This is a genomic window from Micromonospora sp. DT31 (genome assembly GCF_049841795.1).
Taxonomy (GTDB): Bacteria; Actinomycetota; Actinomycetes; order Mycobacteriales; family Micromonosporaceae; genus Micromonospora.
Map to the genome: position 1 here is coordinate 30186 of NZ_JBNCKZ010000003.1, position 23075 is coordinate 53260.

The window sequence follows — 23075 nt, forward strand, 5'->3', positions numbered from 1 at the left end:
GCCCAGCCCCCCCCGGTGCCCGCGGGGGGCCCCCCCCCCCCGGGGGGCCCCCCGCCGCGCGCGTGTCCGACCGTCGGCGCGACGGCCGGCTCAGGGGAACGGGTGGGGAACGCGACGCAGGTCGTCGTCGGTGAGCACGGCACCGGCCAGCCCCGCCGCGTGCGGGGCGGTACGCAGGCGCGGCAGGTGCAACGCCCGCTGACGCAGCCAACCGAAGTCGATCGGCAGCAGACCGGGCACCACCACGCACACCGACCGCAGCCCCACCGCCTCCTGCTCCGGGCTCGTCTGGTCGACCAGGATCGCCCGGTGACCCCGCCGGCGCAGGACGTCCAGGACCCGGCCCAGGTCGTCGAGAAGGTCCCGGGCGCCGACCCCGCGGTGGTCGGCGAAGACCTGCGCGACGTCCCGCGCCACCGCGTCGTGCAGGTAGGTCGCGGCGTGCCGGGCCATCCGGGGCAGACCGAACAGTGCCGAGTGGTCCGGCAGCCGACGGACCAGGCCGTAGTCGTCGGCCATCCGTTCCAGTTCTCCCCGCCGGCTGCGCACCGTCGCCGGCTGGTGCGGGATGTAGGTGAGCGCCTCGGCGACCGCGCCGGCCACCGCCTGCTCCGGGTCGACGTGCGCGGCGGCCGCGAAGGAGAGCAGCCCGGGCCCGCCGTCGTGGCGGACCGCCAGGCTGGTCACCACCGGCACGTCGAGGTCGACCCGGTTGTCGAAGGCGTGCAGCGCGTAGCCCTGCAACTCGGCCCGGTCGGCCATCGCCCGCACCGCCGGCGAACAGCTCGCCAGGTCGATCCTCGGCAGCGTCAGGTTGCCGTACCAGCCGAGCAGGAAGGCGTCCCGCTCGATCAGCTCCAGCAACCCGAACAGCGCGGCCTCGGCCAGGCAGCTGCCGGTGGCGCAGCCGCTGGAGGACGAGAGCACGAACGTGTCGTCGGCCGCCGGGGAACTGTAGAAACAGAGCCGCCGGGGCACCAGCACCGGTCGGCCGCTGTGCAGGTCCCGACCCCACACCCAGGGGATCGGCCGGTCGGCCTGGAAGCGGCGCAGGATCGGGTCGCGCTCGTACACCTCGTCCGGATAGCTGCCGCACTCGTCCGGGTGCAGCGCGTGCTCCGCGACGTCCGCGTACGCGGCGACGACCGGGGTGAGGTTGCGCCGCCGGTGGGTGCCCGCGTGCCGCTCCAGACCCTCCAGGTACGCCAGCTCGTGGCTGGCGTCGTAACCGGTGGACTGGCCGCTCCAGGAGACGTCGAGCAGCCCGCCGTAGCCCCGGATGAAGACGCTGCCGGTGACCGGGGCGGTGGTCGGCGAGGTGATGGTGAGCCGGGTACCCGCCCCGAGCGCCCCGCAGACCGGGTTGACCAGTGCGGCCCGGGGCAGCGGGTAGTCCCCCGGGGAGCGCAGCCGGTAGGCGTCCACGGCCGGCTTCGGCGCCGCCCGGTCGAGCCGCGGCACCTCGGCCGGCGAGTCGGGGCGCGCCGTCGCGCACGCCGGGCAGCGCGGCTCCGCCAGCACCGGGTGGGTACGTACCCGCAGCGTGTCCAGCTCCAGGCGGCTGACCCGGGCGAGCCGCCGGCTGGGGTCGTCCCAGGTCGGCGGCGCGGGCCGGGCCGGCGTCGCGTACACCGCCCGGTACAGCTCCCACACCGCGTCGAGCTGGTAGGCGGTCAGCCTGGGCCACGGCCCGACCGCGGTCGTCCGGTCACCGGTCTCCAGCGCGTCGCGTTCGCTGCGACCACGCAGCCGCTGCCACCTGATGGCCAGACAGTGCCCGCAGGCGGCCCCCGGCAGGGCGCCGGCGACCGGACCGACAAGCACCGCGTCCGCGCTCAGGTGCACGGAGGCGTGCCGGCGGTGCGGCGCCGCCCCGGCCAGCGCGTCCACGGCACCCAGGGTGGCCACCCGGGGCGGCGGGCCCACCGGCCGCGCCGCCCACCGCCGGCGCAGGTGCTCGTCGAGCCGGGCCGCGGCGGCGGACAGCGGGACCGGGGGCGCCGCCGCCGCGGGCCCGGTCACGAGCTGTGGCTCCACCGGAAGGTACGCACGCCGACGACCGCGAACACGACCGCGAAGGCGACGAGCGCACCGCACGCCACCAGGTAGTCGGTCATGGTGCCGAACCCGGTGAAGGCGTACGCCATGCCGTCGTTGACGTAACGCAGCGGCAGCGCCCGGGAGATGCCCTGCAACCACCCGGGCATCAGCTCCAGGGGATAGAACGACCCGGACAGGAAGGCCATCGGCACCACGATGCAGTTGGCGATCGCGGCCACCGCCTCGGCGGTGTCCGCGCGCGAGCCGACGATCAGGCCCAACGCCAGGAACGTGGTCACCGCCAGCAGCATCATCGGCAGGAACAGCGGCCACTTCCCGTCCGGACGCATGCCGAGGAACGGCAGCATCGCGATGCCGACGAAGAGCAGGCTCTGTGCGACGCCGATGGCGAGCGCGACCGCGTAGCGGGAGCCGACCACTGACCAGATGCTCGTCGGCGAGAGCCGGATGATGCGCAGCAGGTCGTCGTTGCGCCACTGCATCAGCGTGAACGCCACCCCGAACAGCGCGGCGCTGGCCAGGCCCCACGACAGCACACCCGGCGCGATGAAGTCGATGTATCCGTGGCCGGTCTCGGCGACCTCCTGGTTGCCGAAGATCAATCCGAAGATGACCAGGAAGACCAGCGGGAACGCGAACGTGAAGAACAGCGTCGTGGCGTCCCGGACGCTCGCCTTGTAGCTGGCCCGGGCCAGTGCGGTGTATGCGCTCATGCCTGCGGCGCTCCCATCAGTTGCAGGTAGACGTCTTCCAGGGTGGCCGGGCGGGTCTCCACCTCGTCGAGACCGCCCTCGGCGCCGAGTGCGGCCAGCACCCGGGCCGCGTGGTTGGTACGCAGGACGACCGCGCCGTCCTCGACGTCGATCCCGTCGACGCCGTCGATCCGGCCGGCCTGCTCCGCGCTGAGCCGGCCGGCGGGCACGACGAGACGGGTGCCGACGCCGGACCGCGCGATCAGCTCCCGAGGGCTGTCCAGGGCCAGGATGCGCCCGGCGGCGAGGATCGCGACCCGGTCGCACAGCCCCTGCGCCTCGTCCAGGTGGTGGGTGGTGTAGACGATGGTCTTGCCGGCCGCCTTCAGCTCCCGCAGCAGTTGCCCGAGGTCACGACGGGCCTGCGGGTCCAGAGCGGCGGTCGGCTCGTCCAGGAAGATCACCTGGGGGTCGTGCACGATCGCCGAGGCGATGGCGAGGCGCTGGCGCTGCCCACCGGAGACGTTGGTGACCCGGATGTCGGCCGAACCGGCCAACCCGACCAGCTTCAACGTCCGGTCCGCGGCGGAGGCGGGCAGGCCGTAGAGCGCGGCGACGGTCACCAGGTGCTCCCGGGCGGTCAACCGGGTGAAGAACGCCGACCGTTGGGTCTGCACCCCGATCATCGGCAGCAGATCGAGGTTGCGCGGCGTCGGCGACATGCCGAGCACCCGCACGGCGCCGCGGTCCGGGGTCCGCAGGCCCTCGATCATCTCGATCAGAGTCGTCTTGCCCGCGCCATTGGGGCCGAGCATGCCGAAGAACTCGCCCCGGCCGATCGAGACGGAGACGTCGTCCACCGCTCTCACCTCGCCGTACGACTTGCTCACGGAGTCCAGCACGATTGCTGGATCGTCGGTGGCTGACATGGTCACGCCTTTCGCTGGTGGGCTTCGAGGTTCTGCGGGTGCGGCCCGGAGGACCGACCCGCGGGGCGGGCACGCCGGGGCCGTGCCAGCCAACCGGCGAGCGTCAGACCGACGACCGCGGCGGGCAGGACATGACCGAGCACGCCCAGTGTGGACTCCAGTAGCGCGCCGACGATGTAGACCACACAGGCGGCCACCGCCACGACGGCGAACAGCCACCACAGGCCGTACAGACCGAGGCGTACGGCGGCCCGCCGCGGGTAGCGGACCCGGCCGCGGCGGGGCAACCGGCCGAGGACGGCCCAGAGGTAGCGGCGGCTCTCCGGCGCGAGGTCCAGCGTGTCCAGGACATGACTGACCATCTTGTAGCCGTCCAACGGCGGGAGCGGCACGAAGTTGACCACGGTCTGCGCGGCGGCGACCAGCACGTAGGCGCTGAACAGGTGGTCGGCGAAGGCACCCGGCAGGACGGCGAGCACCGCGCCGACGACGAGCATCACCACCCCGTTGGCCGCTCCCCCGGCGGCGGCGATCACCACCTGGTCCCGCCGCCTCGCCAGGAAGGCGTAGTCCTCGATCCGGCAGGTGAGCGTGACCAGGTTGATCCGCGTGACGGTGGCGCCCAGCCGGACGGCCGTCAACGCGTGGGCGAACTCGTGCATGGCCGCACCCGCCCAGGCGAGCAGCCCGAGCAGCAGCAGGCTGAGCGGATCCGTGAACGCCGGGCGGGCCGCCTGCCACAGCGGGCCGGCGTACCAGGCGACGGCCGCCACCAGCGCCGCCATCAGCAGGCCCCACCCGGCGACCGACGCCGGGCCCAGCAGCCGTCGCAGCCGCAGCGCCCACCTGTCGACCCGGCCGTGACGCACCGCCGGGACCACCTCCGGCTCGCCCGGCCCGCCGACCAGCAGACCCCGCTCGTGCAGCAGCCACAGCAGCCGCACCCAGTGGTCGTCGCCGAGCCGGCGGCCGTACGCGGCCGCGTACTCCTCGCCGACCTCCGCCAGGGAACGGACCCCGTCGAGCCGGCCCACCAGGAAGCGCTCCTTGGCCGACAGCTCGAACGCCCGGCCGCTGCGGCGGTCCTTGACCAGGTGGACGGTGGCCGGGCCACGGCTCAGGGGGCGGGAGAACAGCAGATCGTCGCGGAGGCGGGGACGCTTGCCGAGCAGCGTCGGGCCGGTCACGCCGCCACCGCCGGCTCGCGCAGTACGCGGGCGAGCAGGTAGGACAGGTAGGCCTCGTCGCGGATGGTGGCGTGCAGCCGGTTGTTCGTCATGTGCAGGTACGGCGAGAGCAGCGCGGCCAGCGCCTCAGCCGGGTCGGTGACGACCCGCTCCCCGCCACCGTCCCAGGACCGCAGGGTCAGCCGGCCGGACGCGGCCAGTCCGAGCACCCGCTCCCGAAGCTCCCCGGCGTGCTCGGCCCACCCGCGCAGGAAACCGGGCAGCCGCTGGAGGTCCCCGGCCGCCACCAGGGTGAGGATCCGTTCGACCCGCGGCCCCAGCTCCGGTGCCACCCCGTCGTACATCCGGCGGTACTCCTCGGCCCCGATCAGCTCGGTGCCGGCGAACGCCCGGTGCCAGAAGTGGTGGTAGCGGTCGAGGAAGTCGACAAGTTCCGCCCGGTCCGGCAGGAACGTCCCGGCCAGCACCGTCATCAACTGGGCGGCGGTGCCCAGCAGCACCGGACGCAGGTGCAGGTTCATCGACGCGAGGGACCGCAGCACGATGTCGCTGGAGTGCGCGAAGTGCCACTCGGCGACCTCGATGCCGTCCGGCCCGCCGTACTTGCCGTACTCCGGCTCGTAGGGCCGGTAGCTGATCGAGTTGTTGGGTTGCAGCAGCATCTGGCCGTTCCCGTCGACCAGCTCCGCCGGCCGACCGGCCGGGAACTCCAGGGCGAACAGGATGTCGTAGAGCTCGCGCAGATAGCCGGTGCCCATCGCGTACAGGGCGGGGCGGGTGGCCAGGAACCGGCGGATCGCCGCCTCGGCCAGCGCCCGCACCGCCGGCTCGTCCGACGGGGTACGGGGCCGCAGGCGCAGCCGCACGTGCGGCCCCTCCAGCCAGTAGTTGATGAAGAAGTGCCCGGCGAGCAGGTCCTTGTCGGTGAGCTCGCGGATCAGTGGCGCCACGCAATCCACGAGCAGCGGCTGCGGGTTGGCGGCGTAGAACACGTGCAGCGCCAGCCATTCCCCGCGGGGGTCGGTGGGCGCGGCGGCCGACACGGTCATCGGGTCCTCCCAGGGTCGGTGCGGAAGGTCTCCACGGCCAGCTCACAGACGTGGCCGCCGTGCTCACCGCGGGCCGTCAACTCGTCGGCGGCCGGCAGCATCTCGCGCAGCACCACCCGGTCGTCGGGGGCGTCGAGCGAGGCCCGCAGCGCCTGCAGCGACAGCGGACTGTCGAAGTCGACGTACTGCGGTTTCGGGTTGCCGCCGGCCCGGGCCGACCGGGCGGGGTGGACGGTGGCGAAGACCCGGGTCGGCAGGTCGTGCCCGGCGCGCCACCGCCGCCAGCGCAGGAAGGCCTCGGCGTCGGCGCTCGGGTCGTCGGTGCGCGGCAGGTCGGCGGCCCGCGCCGACCAACTACGGCGGCTGAGCACCACGTTGCCGGCACGCAGTCGCGGCCGGGTCGTCACGCCGTCGACCGCGGGGCCGGCGGGCACGCCCCGCCACGGGTCCAGCCGCACCATCGACGCGGGCGAGAGCAGCAGCAGGGTACGCGGGATCTGCGGCAGCGCCATCGGCACCAGGTAGCCGAGGTAGACCGGGATCACCTCGCGGTCGAGGCGGGTGGAACGCAGCACCACCCGGTCGGTGTCGGGGTCGTGCACCAGGTGCAGGTCGTCGAGGGTGAGCTGCCGATCCGCCTCGACGTCGCTGGTCTCGCCGGGGCAGACGATGACGTGGTCGGTGAGTCGGTCGTGCAGGTTGAGGTTCGTGGTGGCCGCCCCGCCGGTCAGCTCGGCGAAGACCGCACCCGGCGGGGCGACGGACCGGGCCTGCGCGCGCAGCCGCTCGGCCAGGCTCGGCGTGTCCCCGGCGAAACAGTGGGTGAACCGGCTGAACGGGAAGGACAGCCCGCCGAAGGACTGGTTGAGCACCAGCAGTGGCTCCGGGTCCCGCCACGCCACCTGCGCGAAGTGCCCCTGCGGGCGGAACCCGCCGGCGGCGGCGCCGAGCAGGTCGCCCACCTCGTCGAGCACCGCGTCCGGAAGCGTGAGCTCGGTGCGCTCCGGGTCCGCCTCCACCAGGCGGCGCATCCGGTCGGCGAAGGCCTGCCGGGCCGCGTCCAGCGCGGTCATCTCGGGTCGGCCCAGCCAGTTCTCCTCCGGCGTGTAGCTGCCGTCCTCGGCGAACGACCGGCGGCCGGCCACGTAGGAGGCGTACTGGTCGTAGAGGTCGTCGTGGAAGTCCTCCACCAGACGCAGCAGGTCGTCGCACCGGCCGCCGACGCCGAACCGGGCCAGGAAGAAGCCGTGGAACATGATTCGGTGCGGCAGGTTCTGGTCGAACGCGGGCAGCACCCGTTCCACCGCGTCCAGCCCACCGCCGACCAGCCGCCGCCAGGCGGGGGCGCTCACCGGCAACGGCCCCCCGTCGACCCGGCTGTCCTCGTAGAGCAACGTCTGCGGCAGCGGCGGGTCCGGTTCGCCGAGGTCCGCCATGGTCGCCCGCACCGCCGCCCGCAGGTCCTGCGTCACCTGCCGGCGCCGGACCAGGTCCCCGTCCCGGTAGGAGTCCACCAGAGCGGCGATCGCGGTGAGGTGGGCGGCGGTCCGCGCCGCCCACGGGCGGTCCAGGCCGGACAACGCGCCGGCCAGCGCCCGGACCGGGTCGGGGCGGTGCACGTCGACGTCCAGGCCGACCAGGCGCAGCATGCCCAGGGCCAGCAGGGTGGACAGGTACGCCTGCCCGTCGGCCCGGTCCGCGCCGGTCCGCTCGCACAACCGGTCCACCAGTTCGGCCCCGCGGATCGTGCCGCGTCGCTGCAGCAACGCGGTCAGCTCGTCGAGGACCCCGCTGCGGCGCAGGAAGAACAGCCCGTCCCGGACCGCGTCGAAGCTGACCGCGACGCTGTCGTCACCGGCGGTCACCCAGTGCCGCACGTAGCGGATCCGCTCGGCGTCGCGCCGCCAGCCGGGGCTCAGTGCCACCGGCAGGTCGCCGCGCCGCACCGGATCGGCGCTGATCAGGTCGGCGATCCGGCTGACCAGTACGACGTTGAGTCGGACGTGCCGCTGCCACCGCTGCCCGACGGCCACCCCGAGACCCTCGGCGTCGTCGTCGAACCGGCCGAGCGCCACCCCGGTGAAGGTGCTGAACGGGCTGGTCTTGCAGGCGGTGCGGTAGAGGTAGGACAGCAGTGAGCGTTCGACGCGGCGGGTGCGCTTGTTCGCCGGGCGGGCCGGATCCGGCGGGGCGCCGGTGGCGAGCTGCTGGTCGAGGGTGGGCGAGGCGAGCTGGAGCCCGCCGCGCAGCCGCGGCTCGTCGGCCAGCTCCCACAGTCGCCGGCGGGACAGGGCGACGTCGGCGGCGAACACGGCGGCGCCCTCGTCCTCCAGCCGGGCCAGCCGCTCCCGGCCGGCCAACCACCGCCGCAGGTCCGGCGCGGACCCGGGGTGGATGCACTCGACCACGGCGAGGGCCGGCCCCGGGTCGGCGGGCAGCACGTTGTTGTGGACCTGCCGACGCAGGGCCAGCAGCCGCCGCCGGGCCTCCTCGTCCTCGTTGCCCCTGATCAGCTCGTGCAACTGGTCGCCGACCCGGGCGCCGTCGTCGGCGAGCCGGCCGCGCAGCGCGAGCACCTCCTCGGCCCAGTCGGTCGCGCGGGGACAGCGCAGCCCGTCGACGGTGGACAGCGGCAGGCCGGCGATCCGGGCGGTGAACCAGTCGCCGGTGCGCCAGTCGGGGGTCGCGGTGGACGGCCGTACGTCCGACGCCGGCACGGTCGCCGTCATGACAGCTCGTAGCGGTAGTCGCCGACACCCGGACGGTCGTGCCCGGCCAACATGATCAGCAACGGGAACTCGCCGGTGTCCGCGAGCGCCAGTTCCTCCACGTAGGAGACGCTGTCGAAGCCCAGCGCCACCCCGGCGCCGAGGCGCAGCGCGGCGGCCACGGTGTAGAAGGTCTGCGAGATCGCCCCGACGGTGGCGTTCACCAGGTTGTAGCCACGGTCGCCGGTGGCGTCGAGCACCGCGTGGGTGCGGACGGTGGGCACCAGGACGACCGCGGCCTGCTCCAGGTTGTAGTTGGCCAGGAAGTAGTTGCGTTGCAGGAACCTGCCGGGCGGCCCGGCGGAGGCCGGGATCAGCCCGTGGGTGTCCGGGTCGTACTCGTAGCCGCCGGCGGGCACGCCGTCGACGTGGTTGACGAACGCGTAGAGCTTGGCCAGCGGCCGGTCCGCGGGGCCGTCGATCTCACTGGGCACCGTGGTGGCGGCGGTCGCGGTCAGCAGCGCGGCGAGTTGCCCGGCGGAGATCGGCCGGCTGGCCAGGAACCGGCCGAAGCTGCTGCGCCGACCGGCCAGGGCCGCGCCGACCGGCATGTCCATGGGCGCGGCCGCCGGCAGCGCGACGTGCCCGGCGCGGGTGGGTGCCGGATGCGCGCCGGCGTCGGCGAGCGCGCCGACCGGTGGTCGCCGCACCGCCGCGGCGGTGCTGCGGTTGATCCGCCGCAGCAGGTCGAAGTCGAGCCGGGTGCCGGAGCGTTCCCGGTCGGCGTGCCGGACCCGGACCGGCCCCGTCGGCACCCTGTCGACCCGGTCGGCACGGTCCTGGTCCGCCCAGGTGAGCGGCACGACGGCGAAGAGCGCCTCGGCGTCGGGATCCAGACCGAGCAGGTCGGCGACGGCGGCCTGGTCGAACCAGAGGACCGGCCGGATCCGCCGGCCCTGGCCACCGGCCCACAACCGCCAGGTCTGCAACAGGGTGCCCACGTCCATCGACACCGCGTGGTAGGAGAAGTTGTTGTACTTGAACGCGTTCTGCCAGAACTTGACGCCGATCACCAGGAACTGGGAGGCCGGCTCCGGTCGACCGACCGCCGCGTCGAGCCGATCGGTGACGTCCCCGGCCAGCAGCCGCTGCATGGCCTGCCGGGCATGGGCGTAGTAGTAGACGCCGGGGACGACCCCCGCCCCCGGCCCGGCGACCCAGTAGACACTGCACGGGTAGAGACCGCCGCCCGAGGCGGTGCCCCGGTGCCAGTTGGCGTGCGCGTACGAGGGAAGCGCGGCCAGGTCGGTGTTGGCCTGTACGCCCAGCCGCCGGCCGAGCAGCCCGTAGGAGTCGCGCAGCATGCCGGCGAGCAGGCGCGTGGTGAACGGCTCGTCGGCGTCGGCGTCCGGGCGCAGCGCGGTGTCGAGCGGGGCATCCGCCGACGGTGGTTCCGGCAGCGCGAAGGCCGGCGCGGCCGGGTAGTACTTGCCCCGGCGGGGCGCGTCCGCCCAGTTGGGGGTGAAGTCGACCGGGGGCATCGGCTCCCGGCCGCGGCGCAGGATCGCCGTGGCGTACGCGTGGGCGTAGCCGGCGGGTTCGGACGTCATGGCGCACCTCACGGGAACGGGTGGGGAACGGAGTGGATCTCGTCGTCGCGCAGGTCACGGTCGAGGAGCCCGGCGGTACGGAAGGCGGTACGCAGCCGGGGCGCGTGGGGCGCGCGCTGGCGCATCCAGCCGAAGTCGATGGGCAGCAGGCCGGGCACCAGCACGCTCGCCGTGGCCAGTCCCACCTCGTGCTGCTCGGGGGTGGTCTGGTCGACGGCGATAACGTCGAACCCGTGCCCGGTGACCGCCTTGAGGCAGTACTCCAGGTCGTCCCGCAGGTCGGCGCAGACCGGCGGGGCGGGACGACCCGGCCCGTACAGGTCGGCCATCGCGGCCGGCGGACGGCCGCTGTCCAGCAGGAACGCGGCGTGCTGCCGCATCTCCGGCAGCCCGTACAGCAGCGGGTGGTCGTGCAGGCCACGCACCTGGGAGAAGTCGGTGACCATGGTCCGCAGCCGTGGTTCGTCGGCGCCGGCGCGCAGCCGCACCATCACCGAGTCGGTGGCGATCTCGCACAACGCCGCGGTGACGGCGGCCTGCGGGTCGAGGCTCGCGCCGCCGCCGAACGCGAGGGCTCCGAGGCCGCCGTCCTCGCGCACGGCGACCGCGGTCACCACCGGGATGTCGAAGGTCATCCGGGCGTCGAAGAACCGGGCCCGGTAGCCGTACATGGCCAGCCGGTCGATCATCAGCCGGGTCTGCCGCCGGTCGATGGTGGCCGGGTCGATCTCCGGCAGGGCCCGTGCGCCGTACCAGGCCAGCAGGAACGCGTCGCGTTCGATCGCCTCCATCAGGCCGTGGTAGACCGCCTCCACGAGCGAGCCGCCCGACGCGCACCCGTTCGAGGTCTCCTGGACGAAGCGTTCCTCGACGCCGGCGGCGTGGTAGTAGACCAGGACCTCGGGAACCAGCACCGCCCGCCGGTCGCGCAGCGACCAGCCCCAGACCCAGGTGATCGGCCGGTCCGGTGCGAACCGGTGCACGTACGGGTTGGCCCGGTAGAAGTCGTCGGCGTAGACGCCGCACTCGCGCGGGTCGAGGGCGTCGTCGCCCAGCTCCCGCAGGCTCGCGGTGACCACCGTGCGCTTGCGCCGCGGACGCAGCCCGGCGGCGCGTTCCAGTCCCTCCAGCACCGCGATGCGGGCGCTGCGCCGGTAGCCGTCGGCGTGTCCACCGTAGAGCGTCTCGCGCAGGTAGGGACCGCTGCGCAGGGTGAACGAGCCGATCGCCGGCGCGGTGGACAGCGAGGTCAGGTCCTGCCACAGGGTCGAGCCGAGCGCCCCGCACACCGGGTTGGCGAAGGCCTCCACGTCCAGCGGGTAGTCGTCGAGGTTCCGTCCCCGGAAACCGGCCGGGTCGCTCTTGGCGGTGGGCGTCAGCTCGATCGGGGCGAGGTCGCGCGCGTCCGCGACGGTGCCGCCGCAGGCCGGGCACTGCGGGTCCGCCACCAACGGGACCCGGCGCACCCGCAGGGTCTGCAGGTCGACCTGGAGCACCGCGGCCGTGGCGCCCCGCGCCGGGGCACCGCCGTGGTGGGCCGCGATCAGCGCGGCCAGGAAGTCCGCGACGAGCGCGATCGCGTACGGCCACGGGCCGGCCGCCCGCGTGTCGCCGCCCAACTCGACCGCGTCCCGCAGGTCGCGGTGCCGCACCGCCTGCCAGCGCCGGGCCAGGCAGGTCGCGCAGGCACCCGACGGCGTCGCCGGGCCGAGCAGGACCACGTGCCCGTAAACCAGCACCCGGGGCCCGTGGGCCGGGCGGGCCGGCGCGGTCAGCTCGTCCCGTACGCCCAGGGCGACCACCTCGGCGGCGCAGCCGCGCTCGGCCAGCAGCCGGGCCAGCCCGGCGCAGACCAGCTCGTCGGTCGCGGCGACGTGACTCACCGGCCCTCCTGCCTGGTCAGCAGCACCTTGACCGCGACCAGGCCGCCGGCGGCCAGGTCCGCGCCGCCCACCGACGCCACCAGGACGTCGTCTCCCCGCCCGCGCAGCCGCTCCCGCAGCTGCGACCAGCTCAGAGCGGTGTCGGCGGCCGGCGTCGTGTCCGCCACCGCCAGCGTGCCCGCGTCGAACTCGTCCAGCAGCGCGTCACCGGTGTCCGGCGTGACCGCCGGCTCCTGCGCGCGCAGCGCCGCCTGGCCCAGCACGTCGCGCAGCGCCGCCACGGCGGCGACCGTGTGGACCGGGTCGCCCGCCACGGCGTACCGCCACCGGCCGTCGGTCGGGTCGAGGTGGCGGGCCAGCAGCACGCTCAGCCCTGCCTCCGGGGCGCCGGTGAGGTCGAGCAGTTCCACCGTGATCCCGAGGTTCGCCGCCGACTTGGTCAGGAAGACCAGTTCCGGATCGGCTCCGCGGGTGTCCAGGCGTACCTGCCGCGCGGCGGACCGGCCCTCGACGACCGCACGCACCGCGCGGTAGGCCAGCGCCGAGGCCAGCCCGGACCGCACCGCCTCGGCGAGGTCACCGCCGGCGCCCGTGCCGGCCCGGGTCGGCTCCGCGCCGCGGGCGCGGTTGGCCGCCCCGAACGGTTCCAGCACCGCGGCCGGCACCGCCACCGCCGCGCCGGTGAACAGCGAGCGGGCCGCCGCCCAGCCGCCCGCGCAGGGCTCACCCCAGCCGGAGCCGAGGCCGAGCCGGGTGGCGTCGAGCCGTGGCGCGTCGGCGGCCGGCGGCCGGAGCACGGCCGCCTGGCCGGTGACGGTCACCGCGGCGACGCGCAGCGCCCGCAGCCGGGCCGCGGCGACGTGGTGTACGTCGAACGCGTGCACGGTGCGGCGGCGACCCCCGGGATCGGTGAGCTCGACCGCGCCGATCTTGATCGGGGTCTGGTCCCAGCGTTCGTCGTCGTAGCGGCGGAACACACCCAGGTGCGGCTGGAGCAGTGGTTGGTGGGCGGCGAGCCGTGCCACGGCCGCCTCGGCCCGCGCCGACTCGTCAGCGGAGCCGACGGCCGGCTCGTCCAGCGCGAGGTCCGCCGCGGCCGGCTCCGGGGACTCCGCCGGGCAGAACGCGCACCGCGGGTGGGTGAGCAGCGGCTCGGTCAGCACGTCGAGCGAGGCCAGGTGCTGGACGATCACCGCGCCGTCGGTCTCCGCGGGTAGCGCGCCGGTGGTGAGCCGGAAGACCTCGTACGCCAGCAGGTTGCCGATCATCGCGGCCAGCGGGCCGTCCGGCCCGGCGGCGGCGGGCGCGGTCCCGGCGGGCAGGGCGGCGACCCGCCACACCGCGGCGGCCGCGGCGGTGTCGTCGTTGGCGGTCAGCCGGTTCATCGCGCAGCACCAGCACCCCCGGCGCCCGGCTCCCTGCACCGGACCGACGAGCATCCGCTCGCCGCAGACCCAGGCCGGCAGGAGCAGCCGGCCGTCCGGAATGCCTGCCGCGAGCAGCCGCAGCGCGTCGCGGGGTGCGCCGTCACCGGCCGCCACCACGACGAGGCCCGCGTCCAGGTCGGCCCAGTCGGCGTCGCCGTCGGGCAACTCGTCGACCGTGGCCGGGCATCCCGCCTCGGTCAGCGCGGCCAACTCGTCGGCGAGGCCCGGCGCGACCGCGGCCGTCACGGTCACCCCGGCGGCGCCGTTGCGGAGCAGCGCGGTGGCGCAGGCCCGGGCGACGGGGCCGTCGCCGAGCACCGCCACCCGGGTGTCGCGGAAGGCGGCGAAGCGGTGCGCCGGCCGGTCGGCGTAGTGGTCGACGTAGGCGATCTGGGCGGCGAACGCGGCGGTCACGGCGGGGTCGAGGACCGTCTCCGGGTCCTCCTCGACCGGCACGTCCCGAGCGAAGTCACGCGCGTAGAGCGCGTCGACCAGTTCGCCGATCATGTCGCGCTGGGCGGCCGGCAGCGGTCGGCAGATGTCGGCGATCCGGTTGCGCCCGTTGAGGTGCGGCACGAGCAGTGCCGCCAATCGGTAGGCGGTGCCGGAGGACAGCCGGAAACCGCTGCTGGCGTTGTGGAACAGCACTCCGTCCTCGGTGCGTGTGAACAGCACGTCGTGTCGCATCCGCGGCCGGGTCTGAGCCACCGTCTCGTAGGCAGTGCTCATCCGAGGGTTCCCTTCTTCATTCCATCGGGGTTCGGTCGTCGGCCGGCCACGCCGTGCGCGTGCCGCCGCAGTAGGCCACGGATCCGATACTGGTCCGCGGCCTCTTCCATCAGGCTCTGGTCGACGAGGTCGTCGAGCAGCTCGCGGGCGCGGGCCCGGTCGACGCCGAGCAGCCCGGCCGCGTCGGGGACGGTGATCGTCCCCGGCGCCGCGGCGGAGAGCCGGAGGAAGGCGTCGGCGAGCACGTCGCCGACCCGGACCAGCGCCTCGTCGAGCCGGCCGGCCAGGGACATCTCCGGGTCGCCGGGCAGGCTCAGTCGTCCGACGGGGTCGACGCCCAGCCACGCGACGGCCTCGTCGAGGGTCATCCGGGCGCGCAGCAGGACACGGGTGGCGGCGATCCGCAGCGCCAGCGGCAGGTGCTCGCAGAGCGCGGCGAGTTCGGCCGCGGCCGGTGACTCGGCCCGCACCCGGTCCGCCCCCAGGGCCACGCCGAGCAGGTCCAGGGCCTCCTGGCGGTTCAGCGGTTCGACCCGGTGCAGCCAACCGCCGAGCCGGGCGACCAGGGCGGACAGGCTCGGCCGGCTGGTCACCAGCAGCACGTCGTCCGGCCCCAGCAGCGTCGGCAACCCCCGGGCCAGCGACGCGTCGGCGACGTCGTCGGCCAGCAGCAGGCGGCGGCCGTCGGCGGAGGTGGCCTGGGTCGCGGGGTCGGCGGCGTCCGGCTCCACCGGCCACACGCCGCCGGGGAAGTCCTCGGCGACGAGGCCGGCGACGTGCTGGGCCAGGGCGGTCTTGCCGACGCCCGGCAGTCCGCTGAGCACCACAATGCGGGTTCCTCCGCGCAGCCGGTCGGCGACGGCGCGGCACAGCGCCGCCCGGCCGACGAAGCCGGCGTCGGTGGTGGGCGGGCGGACGGATGCCGGCGGCGCGGGTCGGGGCGCCGCGACCGCCGGCGTCGGCGTCTCGCCGCGCAGGATGGTCAGCTCCAACTGGCGCAGTCCCGCCCCCGGGCCGACGCCCAGTTCGTTGTCGAGGTGCTCCTTGACCCGGCGCAGCTCGGTGAGCGCGTCGGCCTGCCGGCCGGTGCGGTACAGCACCTCGACGAGTCTCGCGGCGAAGCGCTCGTTGGCCGGATAGACGCGGGTCGCGGTCCACAGGTCCACCAGCACCGACCGGTCACGACCCAATCCGATCTTGAGGTCGCAGAGCCGTTCGATGACCCGGACGCGTTCCTCGCTCACCCGGGGCACCACGTCGCGGTGCAGCGCCTCCGACGGCACGTTGGCCAGCATCGGCTCGCTCCACAGGGCGAGCGCCTCCTCCAGCGTCGCCAGCTCCGTCTCCGGGTCCGCCTCGGCGTGGGTCCGACCGGCCAGCTCACGGAATCGCATCAGGTCGACGGTCTGCGGACCGGCGGTGATCTGGTAGCCGCCGGGCACGGTCCGGACCACGTTCGAGGTCAGCCCGTGCCGCTGGAACAGCTGACGCAGCCGCAGCGCGCAGGTCTGCAAAGCGGCCCGGGCCGAGACGGGCGGGTCGTCGCCCCAGATCGCCTGCTGCAGCGTGGCGACGGACACCACCTCGTCCGGGTGCAACAGCAGCGCCGCCAGCAGGCAGGTCACCTTCGACGGCGGCAGCACCAGCGCGTCGGCGTCCGTGGTCAGGGTCAGCGGGCCGAGGACGCGGAACGCGACGGCCGGCGTGGACGCCGCCGGCTCCGGGTCGCGCCGGGCGGGCAGGCTCGCCACATGTGACTCCACGGTGCTCCCCTCGGTGTTCGTCCGACGAGCACCCGTCAGGTGACCGTCCAGCCGCGCAGCGCCGGTACGCTGCGGATCGCGCGTTCGCAGACGCGCTGCACGATGTAGTCGGAGATCGCCTGTTCGGAGGCGACGGTGAAGACCGCGACGGCCAGCCGCCCGGCGATCGAGCGGGCATGGATGTGGCGGATGCCGTCAGCCGCGGTGGCGTTGAGCCACAGCAGGTCCGTCAGTTCGCCCGCGGACAGGCCACGGTCATCGTCCGGCGGCCGCAGCGCGAGCCGGGTGAGCAGCACGGCAAGCCTCCGCTGAGCCGGGCCGTCCGGGTTCGCGCCTCGGCGTCGCCCATCGTCGGCGTGTCCGCATCGCCGCCCCTTCCGCATCGCCCGCCGGTCGCGGGTGTTGCCACGAGGGTGGTCCCTGACACCGGGTCCCGTCACGTCCCCGAACACCGGCGGAACCGGCCGTGGCCGGTTCCGCCGCGCACTCCGGCGCATTAACCAGGCATTCTCAGTTTGGCCTCGTAGAGGCACCTGTCCAATTGGCTGTCATCACTGACGTTAATGCCAGGTATATCAACCTGTTATCCATCCTGCGGCCTCGCGGCCATTAGTGTGATCATCGAATACCGGGGGAGGCAAAGTGCTCGAGAGGGCAGGGCTGTCAGCCACCGACGAGGCCGTCTACTGGGCCATGGTGGACAACCCGACGTGGGACGTCGACGACCTCGTCACCGGCCTCGACATGCCGGAGACAGCGGTCCACGACGCCCTCACCGCGCTGGCCGACCACGCGATGATCCTGCCCTCGTCGAACCGTCCGGGCAGCCTCCGCGCGGTGAACCCGCAGCTCGGCCTGCTCGTCCTGCTCGACCAGGCGGAGCAGCGGACGGTCGCCGAGCAGGCCCGGATCCAGGCGACCCGCGCCTCGGTCCTGGCCCGCCGCCGGGAGGGCCACCACGAACGGGAGGAGATCGTCCGACTGAACGGGGTCGACGAGCTGCAGGACCGGCTCTCCGAGCACGCCCGCACCGCCGCCGAGAGCGTCCTGATGCTGACCGGCGGCCCGACAATTCCACCGCAGATCAGGGACAGCGGCGGAGCGCTGAGCCGGATGGCGCTGGCTCGCGGGGTGACCATCCGGCACATCTACCAGGAGACCGTTCTTCAGGACCCCGCCTCCTGCGCCTATGCCCAGGACATGGCCGAATACGGGGAGGAGAGCCGGGTCCTGCCGGGGGCCCCGGTGCGGATGACGCTTGTGGATCGCAGAATCGCTCTCCTGCCGATCGAATCGCACGTCGGGCGGGGGGCCGTGGAAATCCGCAGCGTCCGCCTGGTGTCCGCGCTCTGCCTGTTGTTCGACCTGTTGTGGGAGAAGAGCGTCCCGCTGTCCCGGTGGGCCGGCAACGTCGAAGGGCTGACCAGGCAGGCGAGCGCCATCCTGCGGCTGCTGCGCCACGGGCGCACCGACGAGGCGATCGGCCGCCAGCTCGGCCTGTCCGAACGCACCGTGCGCCGGACGGTCGCCGACCTCATGAAGCGCCTCGACGCCGAGAGCCGCTTTCAGGCCGGTGTGGAAGCGGCTCTACGCGGCTGGATCTGACCGCGATGATGGTGGGCGACCGGCGCCGCGAGCCGGCGACCGGTCGCCCACCACCTCGGGTCACCGGGCCGGTCAGGCCCCCCGCAGGGTCGCGCCGACGCATTCCGCGGCCCGGGCGACCGCCGCGTCCCGCGCGGCCACCGCCTCCTCACCCGCCAGGGTCCGGTCCGGCGCCCGGAACGTCAGCTTGTACGCCAGCGACTTGCGCCCCGCACCGAGCTGCTCCGAGGTGTACACGTCGAACAACCGCACGTCCTCCAGCAACGCGCCCGCGCCCTCGACCAGCGCGGCCCGCACCTCGGCCGCCGGGACCGAGGCGTCCACCACCAACGCCACGTCGATCAGGGCCGGCGGGAAGGTGGAGATGGTCGGGCCGACCGCCGCCGGAGCAGCGGGCAGCGCGTCCAGGTCGAGTTCCATGGCGCTGGTGCGCCGGGGCAGCTCCAGCGTCGCCACCACGGCCGGATGCAGCTCACCCGCGTGGCCGACGACCACGTCGTCCACCAGCAGCTCGGCGCAGCGCCCCGGGTGCCACGGCGCCCGCTGCCCGGCCCGCACGCGCACCCGGTCGGCGGGGATGCCGGCGGCGTCGAGCACCGCCCGGCCGGCCTCGACGGCATCCGCCCAGCCGGCCGCCCGACCCGCACCCCACCAGCCGGCCGGTTCGATGTCCCCGGTGAGCGCCACCGCCACGTGCCGCGGCTGCGCCGGCACCACCGCGTCGGCGGCGGCGAACTCCTCGTCGGTGGGCCGCCGGTCCACGCCCATCGCCGGCGGGGCACCGGCACCCGGACGCGGATGGAAGACCGCGCCGATCTCGTAGACCGCCACGTCCCGCTGGCCCCGCCCGACGTTGCGCTTGACGATGCCGAGCAGCGGGCCGAGCAGCGTGGTACGCAGCAGCGGCTCCTCCTCAGACAGCGGGTTGGCCAGCCGCACCGCGGGCCGGCGCGGGTCGTCGGCCGGCAGGCCGAGCTGATCGGCCGTCTCCGGCGCCACGAACGGCGGAGCCAGCACCTCGACGTAGCCGCGCTCGGCGAGCGAGCGGGCCACCGTCCGGCGGCGCCGCTGCTGCCAGGTCAGGCCCCGGCCGGCCGGCGCGGTGGGCAGCACCGACGGCACCCGGTCGTAGCCGTCGAGACGCACCACCTCCTCCACCAGGTCGGCCGGGTCGGTCAGGTCGGGCCGCCAGCTCGGCGGCGTCACACTCAGCGCCTCCACCGCACCGGCGGCCGTGCCGACCGCGCCCGGGTCCTCGCCGAGCCGGTCGACGCCCCGCGTCACCGCGCAACCGACCTGCTCCAGCAGCTCCACCACGCGCTGCGGCGGATAGGACACCCCGATGCGCCGCGACGGCAGGTCCACCGGCAGCGTCACCGGCGTACGCGGGCGCACGTGGTCGATGTCGAGCACCTCCGCGCCGGCCGTGCCGCCGGCCAGCTCGGTGAGCAGCCGGACCGCCCGCTCCAGCGCGACGAGCGGCAGCGCCGGGTCGACCCCCCGCTCCCACCGCTTGGCGGCCTCGCTGAACAACTTGTGCCGGCGGGCGGTGCGACCGACCGTCGCCGGGTCCCAGTGCGCCGCCTCGAAGAGCACGTTCGTGGTGGTCGCCAGCACCTCGCTGGTCTCGCCGCCCATCACCGCGGCCAGCGAGACCGGGCCGGTGTCGTCGCAGATGACCAGGTCCTCGACGGCCAGGGCACGGCTCACCCCGTCCAGCGTGGTCAGCTTCTCCCCCGGCTCGGCGCGCCGCACCACGAGCGTCCCGGCGATCCGGTCGGCGTCGAAGGCGTGCATCGGCTGGCCGAGTTCAAGCATCAGATAGTTGGTGATGTCGACCGGCAGCGAGATGCTGCGCACCCCGGCCGCGGTCAGCCTCCGCCGCATCCACTCCGGCGTCGGCACGCCCGGGTCGACGCCGCGCACCATCCGCGCCGCGAACCGGTCGCAGCCCACCGGGTCGCGGACCTCCACCGGGTACGCCGGCTCGGCGGTCGCACCGGGCGCGGGCACGTCGGCCGGGTCGCGGAACGGCACCCCGAGGGCGTGCGACAGCTCCCGGGCGATACCGCGGACGCTGAGCGCGTACCCGCGGTCCGGGGTGATCTCCATCTCGACCACGACGTCGTCCAGGCCGACGACCGGCCGGGCGTCGTCACCCGGCCGGGCCCCGACGTCGCCGGGCAGCACGATGATGCCCGAGTGGTCGTCGCCCAGACCCAACTCCTTCGCCGAACAGATCATGCCGTGGGAGTTGCGCCCGTACGTCTTGCGCGCACCGATGGCGAAGCCGCCGGGCAGCACCCCGCCGGGGAGGATCACCACGACCCGGTCGCCCACGGCGAAGTTACGCGCCCCGCAGACGATCTCCTGCGGCTCACCGGTGCCGTTCGCGGCGCCGACGTCCACCCGGCAGAAACGGATCGGCTTCTTGAAGCCGGTCAACTCCTCGATCTCCAGAACCTCACCGACGACGAGTGGACCGGTGACCGTCTCCCGCAGGTCCACGATCGACTCCACCTCGATGCCGAGGTCGACCAGCGCCTGCTCCAGGTCGCCGGTGGGCAGGTCGGCCGGCAGGTCCACGTACTCCCGCAGCCAACTGACAGAAACTCGCATGACTGTTAAACCACCGTTCCCGTAGCTCAGGCGCCGAACGCGCGGGTGAACCGCACGTCGCCCTCGGCCATGTCCCGCATGTCACTGACGCCGTGCCGGAACATCACGGTCCGGTCGATGCCCATGCCGAACGCGAATCCGGAGTAGACCTCCGGGTCGATGCCGCAGGCGCGCAGCACCCGCGGGTTGACCATGCCGCAGCCGCCCCACTCGACCCACCGCGGCCCGTCCCGGTGCTCCGGGAACCACACGTCGAACTCCGCCGACGGCTCGGTGAACGGGAAGTAGTGCGGCCGCCAGCGGGTCTTCGCGCCCTCGCCGAACATGGCCCGGGCGAAGTGGTCCAGCGTGCCGCGCAGGTGCGCCATGGTGATGCCCCGGTCCACCACCAGGCCCTCCACCTGGTGGAAGACGGGCGCGTGGGTGGCGTCCATCTCGTCGGTGCGGTAGACGCGGCCCGGCACCACCACGTAGATCGGCGGCTTGCGGCTGAGCATGGTGCGCGCCTGCACCGGCGACGTGTGCGTGCGGAGAACGAGGCCGGACCCCTCGGGTGCGACGTGGAACGTGTCCATCAGCCCGCGCGCCGGGTGGTCGGCCGGAATGTTGAGCGCGTCGAAGTTCGTCCACTCCAACTCGACCTCGGGGCCCTCGGCCACCTCGTAGCCCATGCCGATGAACAGGTCACTGATCTGCTCCGTCAGCACGCTCAGCGGGTGGCGGGCCCCACGCGGGCGGCGGTCGTACGGCAGGGTCACGTCGACCCGCTCCTCGACCAGCACCCGCTGCGCCCGTTCCCGGTCCAGGATCTCCTGCCGGGCGGCGTACGCCGCCTCGATGGCGCGGCGGGCCTCGTTGACCCGCTTGCCGGCGTCGGACTTCGCGGCCGGCGGCAACGCGCCGATCTCCCGGCGGGCCAGGGACACCGGGGACCGGTCGCCCAGGTGCGCGGAACGCAGCGCGGTCAACGCGTCCGGGTCGGCGGCGTCGGCGAACGCCTTCTCGGCGTCGGCCACGGCCCCGGCCAGGGCGCCCGGGTCGAGCAGGGCGACCTGCTTCGGGTCGTACGGATCGTTGCGGTAGCTCATGGTGAACGGGCACTCCCTCACGGCGGCGCCGGCCCTCGCGGGCGGCTAGGCGAGTCTACGGACGCGCGGCTTCGCCGCAGCCCGCCGGTGGGAGTCGTGCAGGGGGAAGGGTCAGGCCCGCCGCCCGCCGACACCGGCGGGCTGGCTAAACGAACGCCGTGACGCGTTCATGACGAGGTGGACTCCCCTGCTGTGTCGTTCGTGGCCGTGTTCCGCGCGCCCCGGGGGCCACGCAGTGCTCTGGCGGAAGAATACAGGCAGACGGCCGCCGCCGCAGCCAGGTTCAGGCTCTCGGCTCGCCCGTGCAGCGGCACCCGGACCCGCGCGTCGGCGGCGGCGGTCAGCTCGTCGGGCAGGCCGTGTGCCTCCGAGCCGAACAGCCAGGCGGTGGGCGTGTCCAGCCGGCCGGCGTCGGCGAGGTCGTCCAGGTCGCTGTCGCCGTACCCGGTGGTGGCGAGGATCGCCAGGCCGGCGGCCCGCAGCGCCTCGACGGCCGCGAGCGGGTCGGCGGCGCGCACCACGTCGACGTGGAACAGGCTGCCGGCGGAGGCGCGTACACACTTGCCGTTGTAGGGGTCGACGGCTTCCCCGGCGAACACCACCACGCCCGCGCCGGCCGCGTCGGCGGTGCGCAGCACGGTGCCGGCGTTGCCCGGGTCACGAATCCCGGCGAGCACGGCGACCAGGTGCGGCCCGCGCGCCACGGCCTGGTCCAGGGGTACGTCGAGGTGCTGGCAGACCGCCACCAGGCCCTGCGGGGTCACGGTCTCGGTGAGCGCGGCCAGTGCGTCGTCGGTGACCTCGGAGACCGGCACGTCGGTGCGGGCCGCGGCGGCGGCCAGGTCGACGTACCGGTCCAGCGTCGCCGGGGTGCCGAACAGCTCGACCACCGTGCCGGGGCGGGCCAGCGCCTCCCGGACCGCCTGCGGCCCCTCGGCCAGGAACCGGCCGGTCTGCTCGCGGTCGCGGCGGCGGTGCAGCCGGCGGGCCGCCGCGACCCTCGGGGTACGCGGGGTGAACGGGCCGGAGACGGCGTCGAGGCGTCTCCCCTGCGACGGTGACTGCATGGGAGACGCCTCGATCTGCCGTACGGGTGGGTCAGGCGGCCTGGGCCGCGGCGCCACCGGTGCCCTCGGCCGCCACGGCGGCGCGGGCCAGCTCGACGATCGCCGCGAACGCGGCGGCGTCGTTGACGGCCATGTCGGCCAGGATCTTGCGGTCGACCTCGATGCCGGCCAGGCGCATGCCCTGGATCAGCCGGTTGTAGGTCAGGCCGTTGGCCCGGGCGCCGGCGTTGATCCGCTGGATCCAGAGCTGCCGGAAGTCGCCCTTGCGGTCGCGACGGTCCCGGTAGGCGTACTGCATCGAGTGCAGCACCTGCTCCTTGGCCTTGCGGTAGAGCCGGGAGCGCTGACCGCGGTAGCCACTCGCGGTCTCCAGCAGGGTACGACGCTTCTTCTGGGCGTTCACAGCCCGCTTGACGCGTGCCATCTCAACTCCTTCTTCGGTTCAGGTGGCGCGCGTCAGCGGCCGAGCATCTTCTTGATGCGCTTGGTGTCGGCCTTGGCGACCTCGACGGTGCCGGTAAGCCGACGGGTGCGGGTGGACGACTTGCCCTCCAGCAGGTGGCGCTTGCCGGCCTGCTCGGCGACGATCTTGCCCTTGCCGGTCACCTTGACCCGCTTGCCCATACCCGTGTGGCTCTTCATCTTCGGCATGTGGAAC

17 protein-coding genes are annotated in these 23075 nt (G+C 74.3%); 1 reads left to right on the forward strand and 16 read right to left on the reverse strand.

What is annotated here, in order from left to right; translation table 11 throughout:
• Positions 1–90: 90 nt before the first annotated feature.
• The 11 genes from ACLQ2X_RS06595 to ACLQ2X_RS06645 are packed head-to-tail and all read right to left on the reverse strand — an operon-like array spanning position 91 to position 16334.
• Positions 91–2022: a TOMM precursor leader peptide-binding protein gene (locus ACLQ2X_RS06595; protein WP_425680061.1), complete on the reverse strand. Its 1932-nt coding sequence runs from the start codon at positions 2020–2022 to the stop codon at positions 91–93.
• A complete protein-coding gene (locus ACLQ2X_RS06600; protein WP_425680062.1) occupies positions 2019–2774 on the reverse strand; it encodes an ABC transporter permease in 756 nt (251 codons plus the stop codon). Before ACLQ2X_RS06600 ends, ACLQ2X_RS06595 begins: the two co-directional genes overlap by 4 nt.
• Complete coding sequence (locus tag ACLQ2X_RS06605; protein WP_425680063.1) at positions 2771–3682, reverse strand: ABC transporter ATP-binding protein; 912 nt, start codon at positions 3680–3682, stop codon at positions 2771–2773. Before ACLQ2X_RS06605 ends, ACLQ2X_RS06600 begins: the two co-directional genes overlap by 4 nt.
• 2 nt (positions 3683–3684) lie before the next feature.
• Positions 3685–4869, reverse strand: coding sequence for a peptidase M50 (locus ACLQ2X_RS06610; protein WP_425680064.1), 1185 nt, complete (start codon positions 4867–4869; stop codon positions 3685–3687).
• Entirely contained in the window at positions 4866–5918 is a 1053-nt protein-coding gene (locus tag ACLQ2X_RS06615) for a lantibiotic dehydratase C-terminal domain-containing protein (protein ID WP_425680065.1), read from the reverse strand. Before ACLQ2X_RS06615 ends, ACLQ2X_RS06610 begins: the two co-directional genes overlap by 4 nt.
• Positions 5915–8647 (reverse strand): lantibiotic dehydratase, encoded by a 2733-nt coding sequence (locus ACLQ2X_RS06620; RefSeq protein WP_425680066.1) that lies wholly within the window; start codon positions 8645–8647, stop codon positions 5915–5917. The genes ACLQ2X_RS06615 and ACLQ2X_RS06620 overlap by 4 nt, the downstream gene beginning before the upstream one ends.
• On the reverse strand, positions 8644–10236 hold the full coding sequence (locus tag ACLQ2X_RS06625; RefSeq protein WP_425680067.1) for a nitroreductase family protein: 1593 nt from the start codon (positions 10234–10236) through the stop codon (positions 8644–8646). The genes ACLQ2X_RS06620 and ACLQ2X_RS06625 overlap by 4 nt, the downstream gene beginning before the upstream one ends.
• A gap of 8 nt (positions 10237–10244) precedes the next feature.
• Positions 10245–12119 carry a TOMM precursor leader peptide-binding protein gene (locus ACLQ2X_RS06630; protein ID WP_425680068.1) on the reverse strand — a complete coding sequence of 625 codons (1875 nt, stop codon included), beginning with the start codon at positions 12117–12119 and terminating at the stop codon, positions 10245–10247.
• Entirely contained in the window at positions 12116–14275 is a 2160-nt protein-coding gene (locus ACLQ2X_RS06635; protein ID WP_425680069.1) for a TOMM precursor leader peptide-binding protein, read from the reverse strand. The genes ACLQ2X_RS06630 and ACLQ2X_RS06635 overlap by 4 nt, the downstream gene beginning before the upstream one ends.
• The gene (locus ACLQ2X_RS06640; RefSeq protein WP_425680070.1) at positions 14272–16038 is read right to left on the reverse strand and encodes a BTAD domain-containing putative transcriptional regulator; all 1767 of its coding nucleotides are present in this window, start codon (positions 16036–16038) and stop codon (positions 14272–14274) included. Before ACLQ2X_RS06640 ends, ACLQ2X_RS06635 begins: the two co-directional genes overlap by 4 nt.
• 35 nt (positions 16039–16073) lie before the next feature.
• Positions 16074–16334 carry a hypothetical protein gene (locus ACLQ2X_RS06645; RefSeq protein WP_425680071.1) on the reverse strand — a complete coding sequence of 87 codons (261 nt, stop codon included), beginning with the start codon at positions 16332–16334 and terminating at the stop codon, positions 16074–16076.
• A 397-nt stretch (positions 16335–16731) separates the two neighbouring features.
• Here ACLQ2X_RS06645 and ACLQ2X_RS06650 point away from each other — a divergent pair, with 397 nt between their 5' ends.
• On the forward strand, positions 16732–17643 hold the full coding sequence (locus ACLQ2X_RS06650; RefSeq protein ID WP_425680389.1) for a LuxR C-terminal-related transcriptional regulator: 912 nt from the start codon (positions 16732–16734) through the stop codon (positions 17641–17643).
• Between the two features lie 72 nt (positions 17644–17715).
• On the opposite strand, the gene pheT is transcribed toward ACLQ2X_RS06650, so the two are convergent.
• From pheT to rpmI, 5 genes are all read right to left on the reverse strand, one after another.
• Positions 17716–20262: a phenylalanine--tRNA ligase subunit beta gene (pheT, locus tag ACLQ2X_RS06655; RefSeq protein ID WP_425680072.1), complete on the reverse strand. Its 2547-nt coding sequence runs from the start codon at positions 20260–20262 to the stop codon at positions 17716–17718.
• A gap of 26 nt (positions 20263–20288) precedes the next feature.
• Positions 20289–21350, reverse strand: a complete 1062-nt coding sequence (gene pheS / locus ACLQ2X_RS06660) for a phenylalanine--tRNA ligase subunit alpha (protein ID WP_425680073.1) — start codon at positions 21348–21350, stop codon at positions 20289–20291.
• Positions 21351–21517: 167 nt separating this feature from the next.
• Positions 21518–22417 (reverse strand): TrmH family RNA methyltransferase, encoded by a 900-nt coding sequence (locus ACLQ2X_RS06665; protein ID WP_425680074.1) that lies wholly within the window; start codon positions 22415–22417, stop codon positions 21518–21520.
• 31 nt (positions 22418–22448) lie between these two features.
• Positions 22449–22841 (reverse strand): 50S ribosomal protein L20, encoded by a 393-nt coding sequence (gene rplT / locus ACLQ2X_RS06670; RefSeq protein ID WP_354866882.1) that lies wholly within the window; start codon positions 22839–22841, stop codon positions 22449–22451.
• 32 nt (positions 22842–22873) lie between these two features.
• Complete coding sequence (rpmI, locus tag ACLQ2X_RS06675; RefSeq protein ID WP_425680075.1) at positions 22874–23068, reverse strand: 50S ribosomal protein L35; 195 nt, start codon at positions 23066–23068, stop codon at positions 22874–22876.
• Between the last annotated feature and the right edge of the window lie 7 nt (positions 23069–23075).

Bases quoted from the DNA above. Each gene is read 5' to 3' on its own strand.
- ACLQ2X_RS06665 (WP_425680074.1), bottom strand. From the start codon at position 22,417: ATGCAGTCACCGTCGCAGGGGAGACGCCTCGACGCCGTCTCCGGCCCG.
- rpmI (WP_425680075.1), bottom strand. From the start codon at position 23,068: ATGCCGAAGATGAAGAGCCACACGGGTATGGGCAAGCGGGTCAAGGTG.
- pheT (WP_425680072.1), bottom strand. From the start codon at position 20,262: ATGCGAGTTTCTGTCAGTTGGCTGCGGGAGTACGTGGACCTGCCGGCC.
- pheS (WP_425680073.1), bottom strand. From the start codon at position 21,350: ATGAGCTACCGCAACGATCCGTACGACCCGAAGCAGGTCGCCCTGCTC.
- ACLQ2X_RS06620 (WP_425680066.1), bottom strand. From the start codon at position 8,647: ATGACGGCGACCGTGCCGGCGTCGGACGTACGGCCGTCCACCGCGACC.
- ACLQ2X_RS06635 (WP_425680069.1), bottom strand. From the start codon at position 14,275: ATGAGCACTGCCTACGAGACGGTGGCTCAGACCCGGCCGCGGATGCGA.
- ACLQ2X_RS06625 (WP_425680067.1), bottom strand. From the start codon at position 10,236: ATGACGTCCGAACCCGCCGGCTACGCCCACGCGTACGCCACGGCGATC.
- rplT (WP_354866882.1), bottom strand. From the start codon at position 22,841: ATGGCACGCGTCAAGCGGGCTGTGAACGCCCAGAAGAAGCGTCGTACC.
- ACLQ2X_RS06600 (WP_425680062.1), bottom strand. From the start codon at position 2,774: ATGAGCGCATACACCGCACTGGCCCGGGCCAGCTACAAGGCGAGCGTC.
- ACLQ2X_RS06650 (WP_425680389.1), top strand. From the start codon at position 16,732: ATGGTGGACAACCCGACGTGGGACGTCGACGACCTCGTCACCGGCCTC.
- ACLQ2X_RS06605 (WP_425680063.1), bottom strand. From the start codon at position 3,682: ATGTCAGCCACCGACGATCCAGCAATCGTGCTGGACTCCGTGAGCAAG.
- ACLQ2X_RS06615 (WP_425680065.1), bottom strand. From the start codon at position 5,918: ATGACCGTGTCGGCCGCCGCGCCCACCGACCCCCGCGGGGAATGGCTG.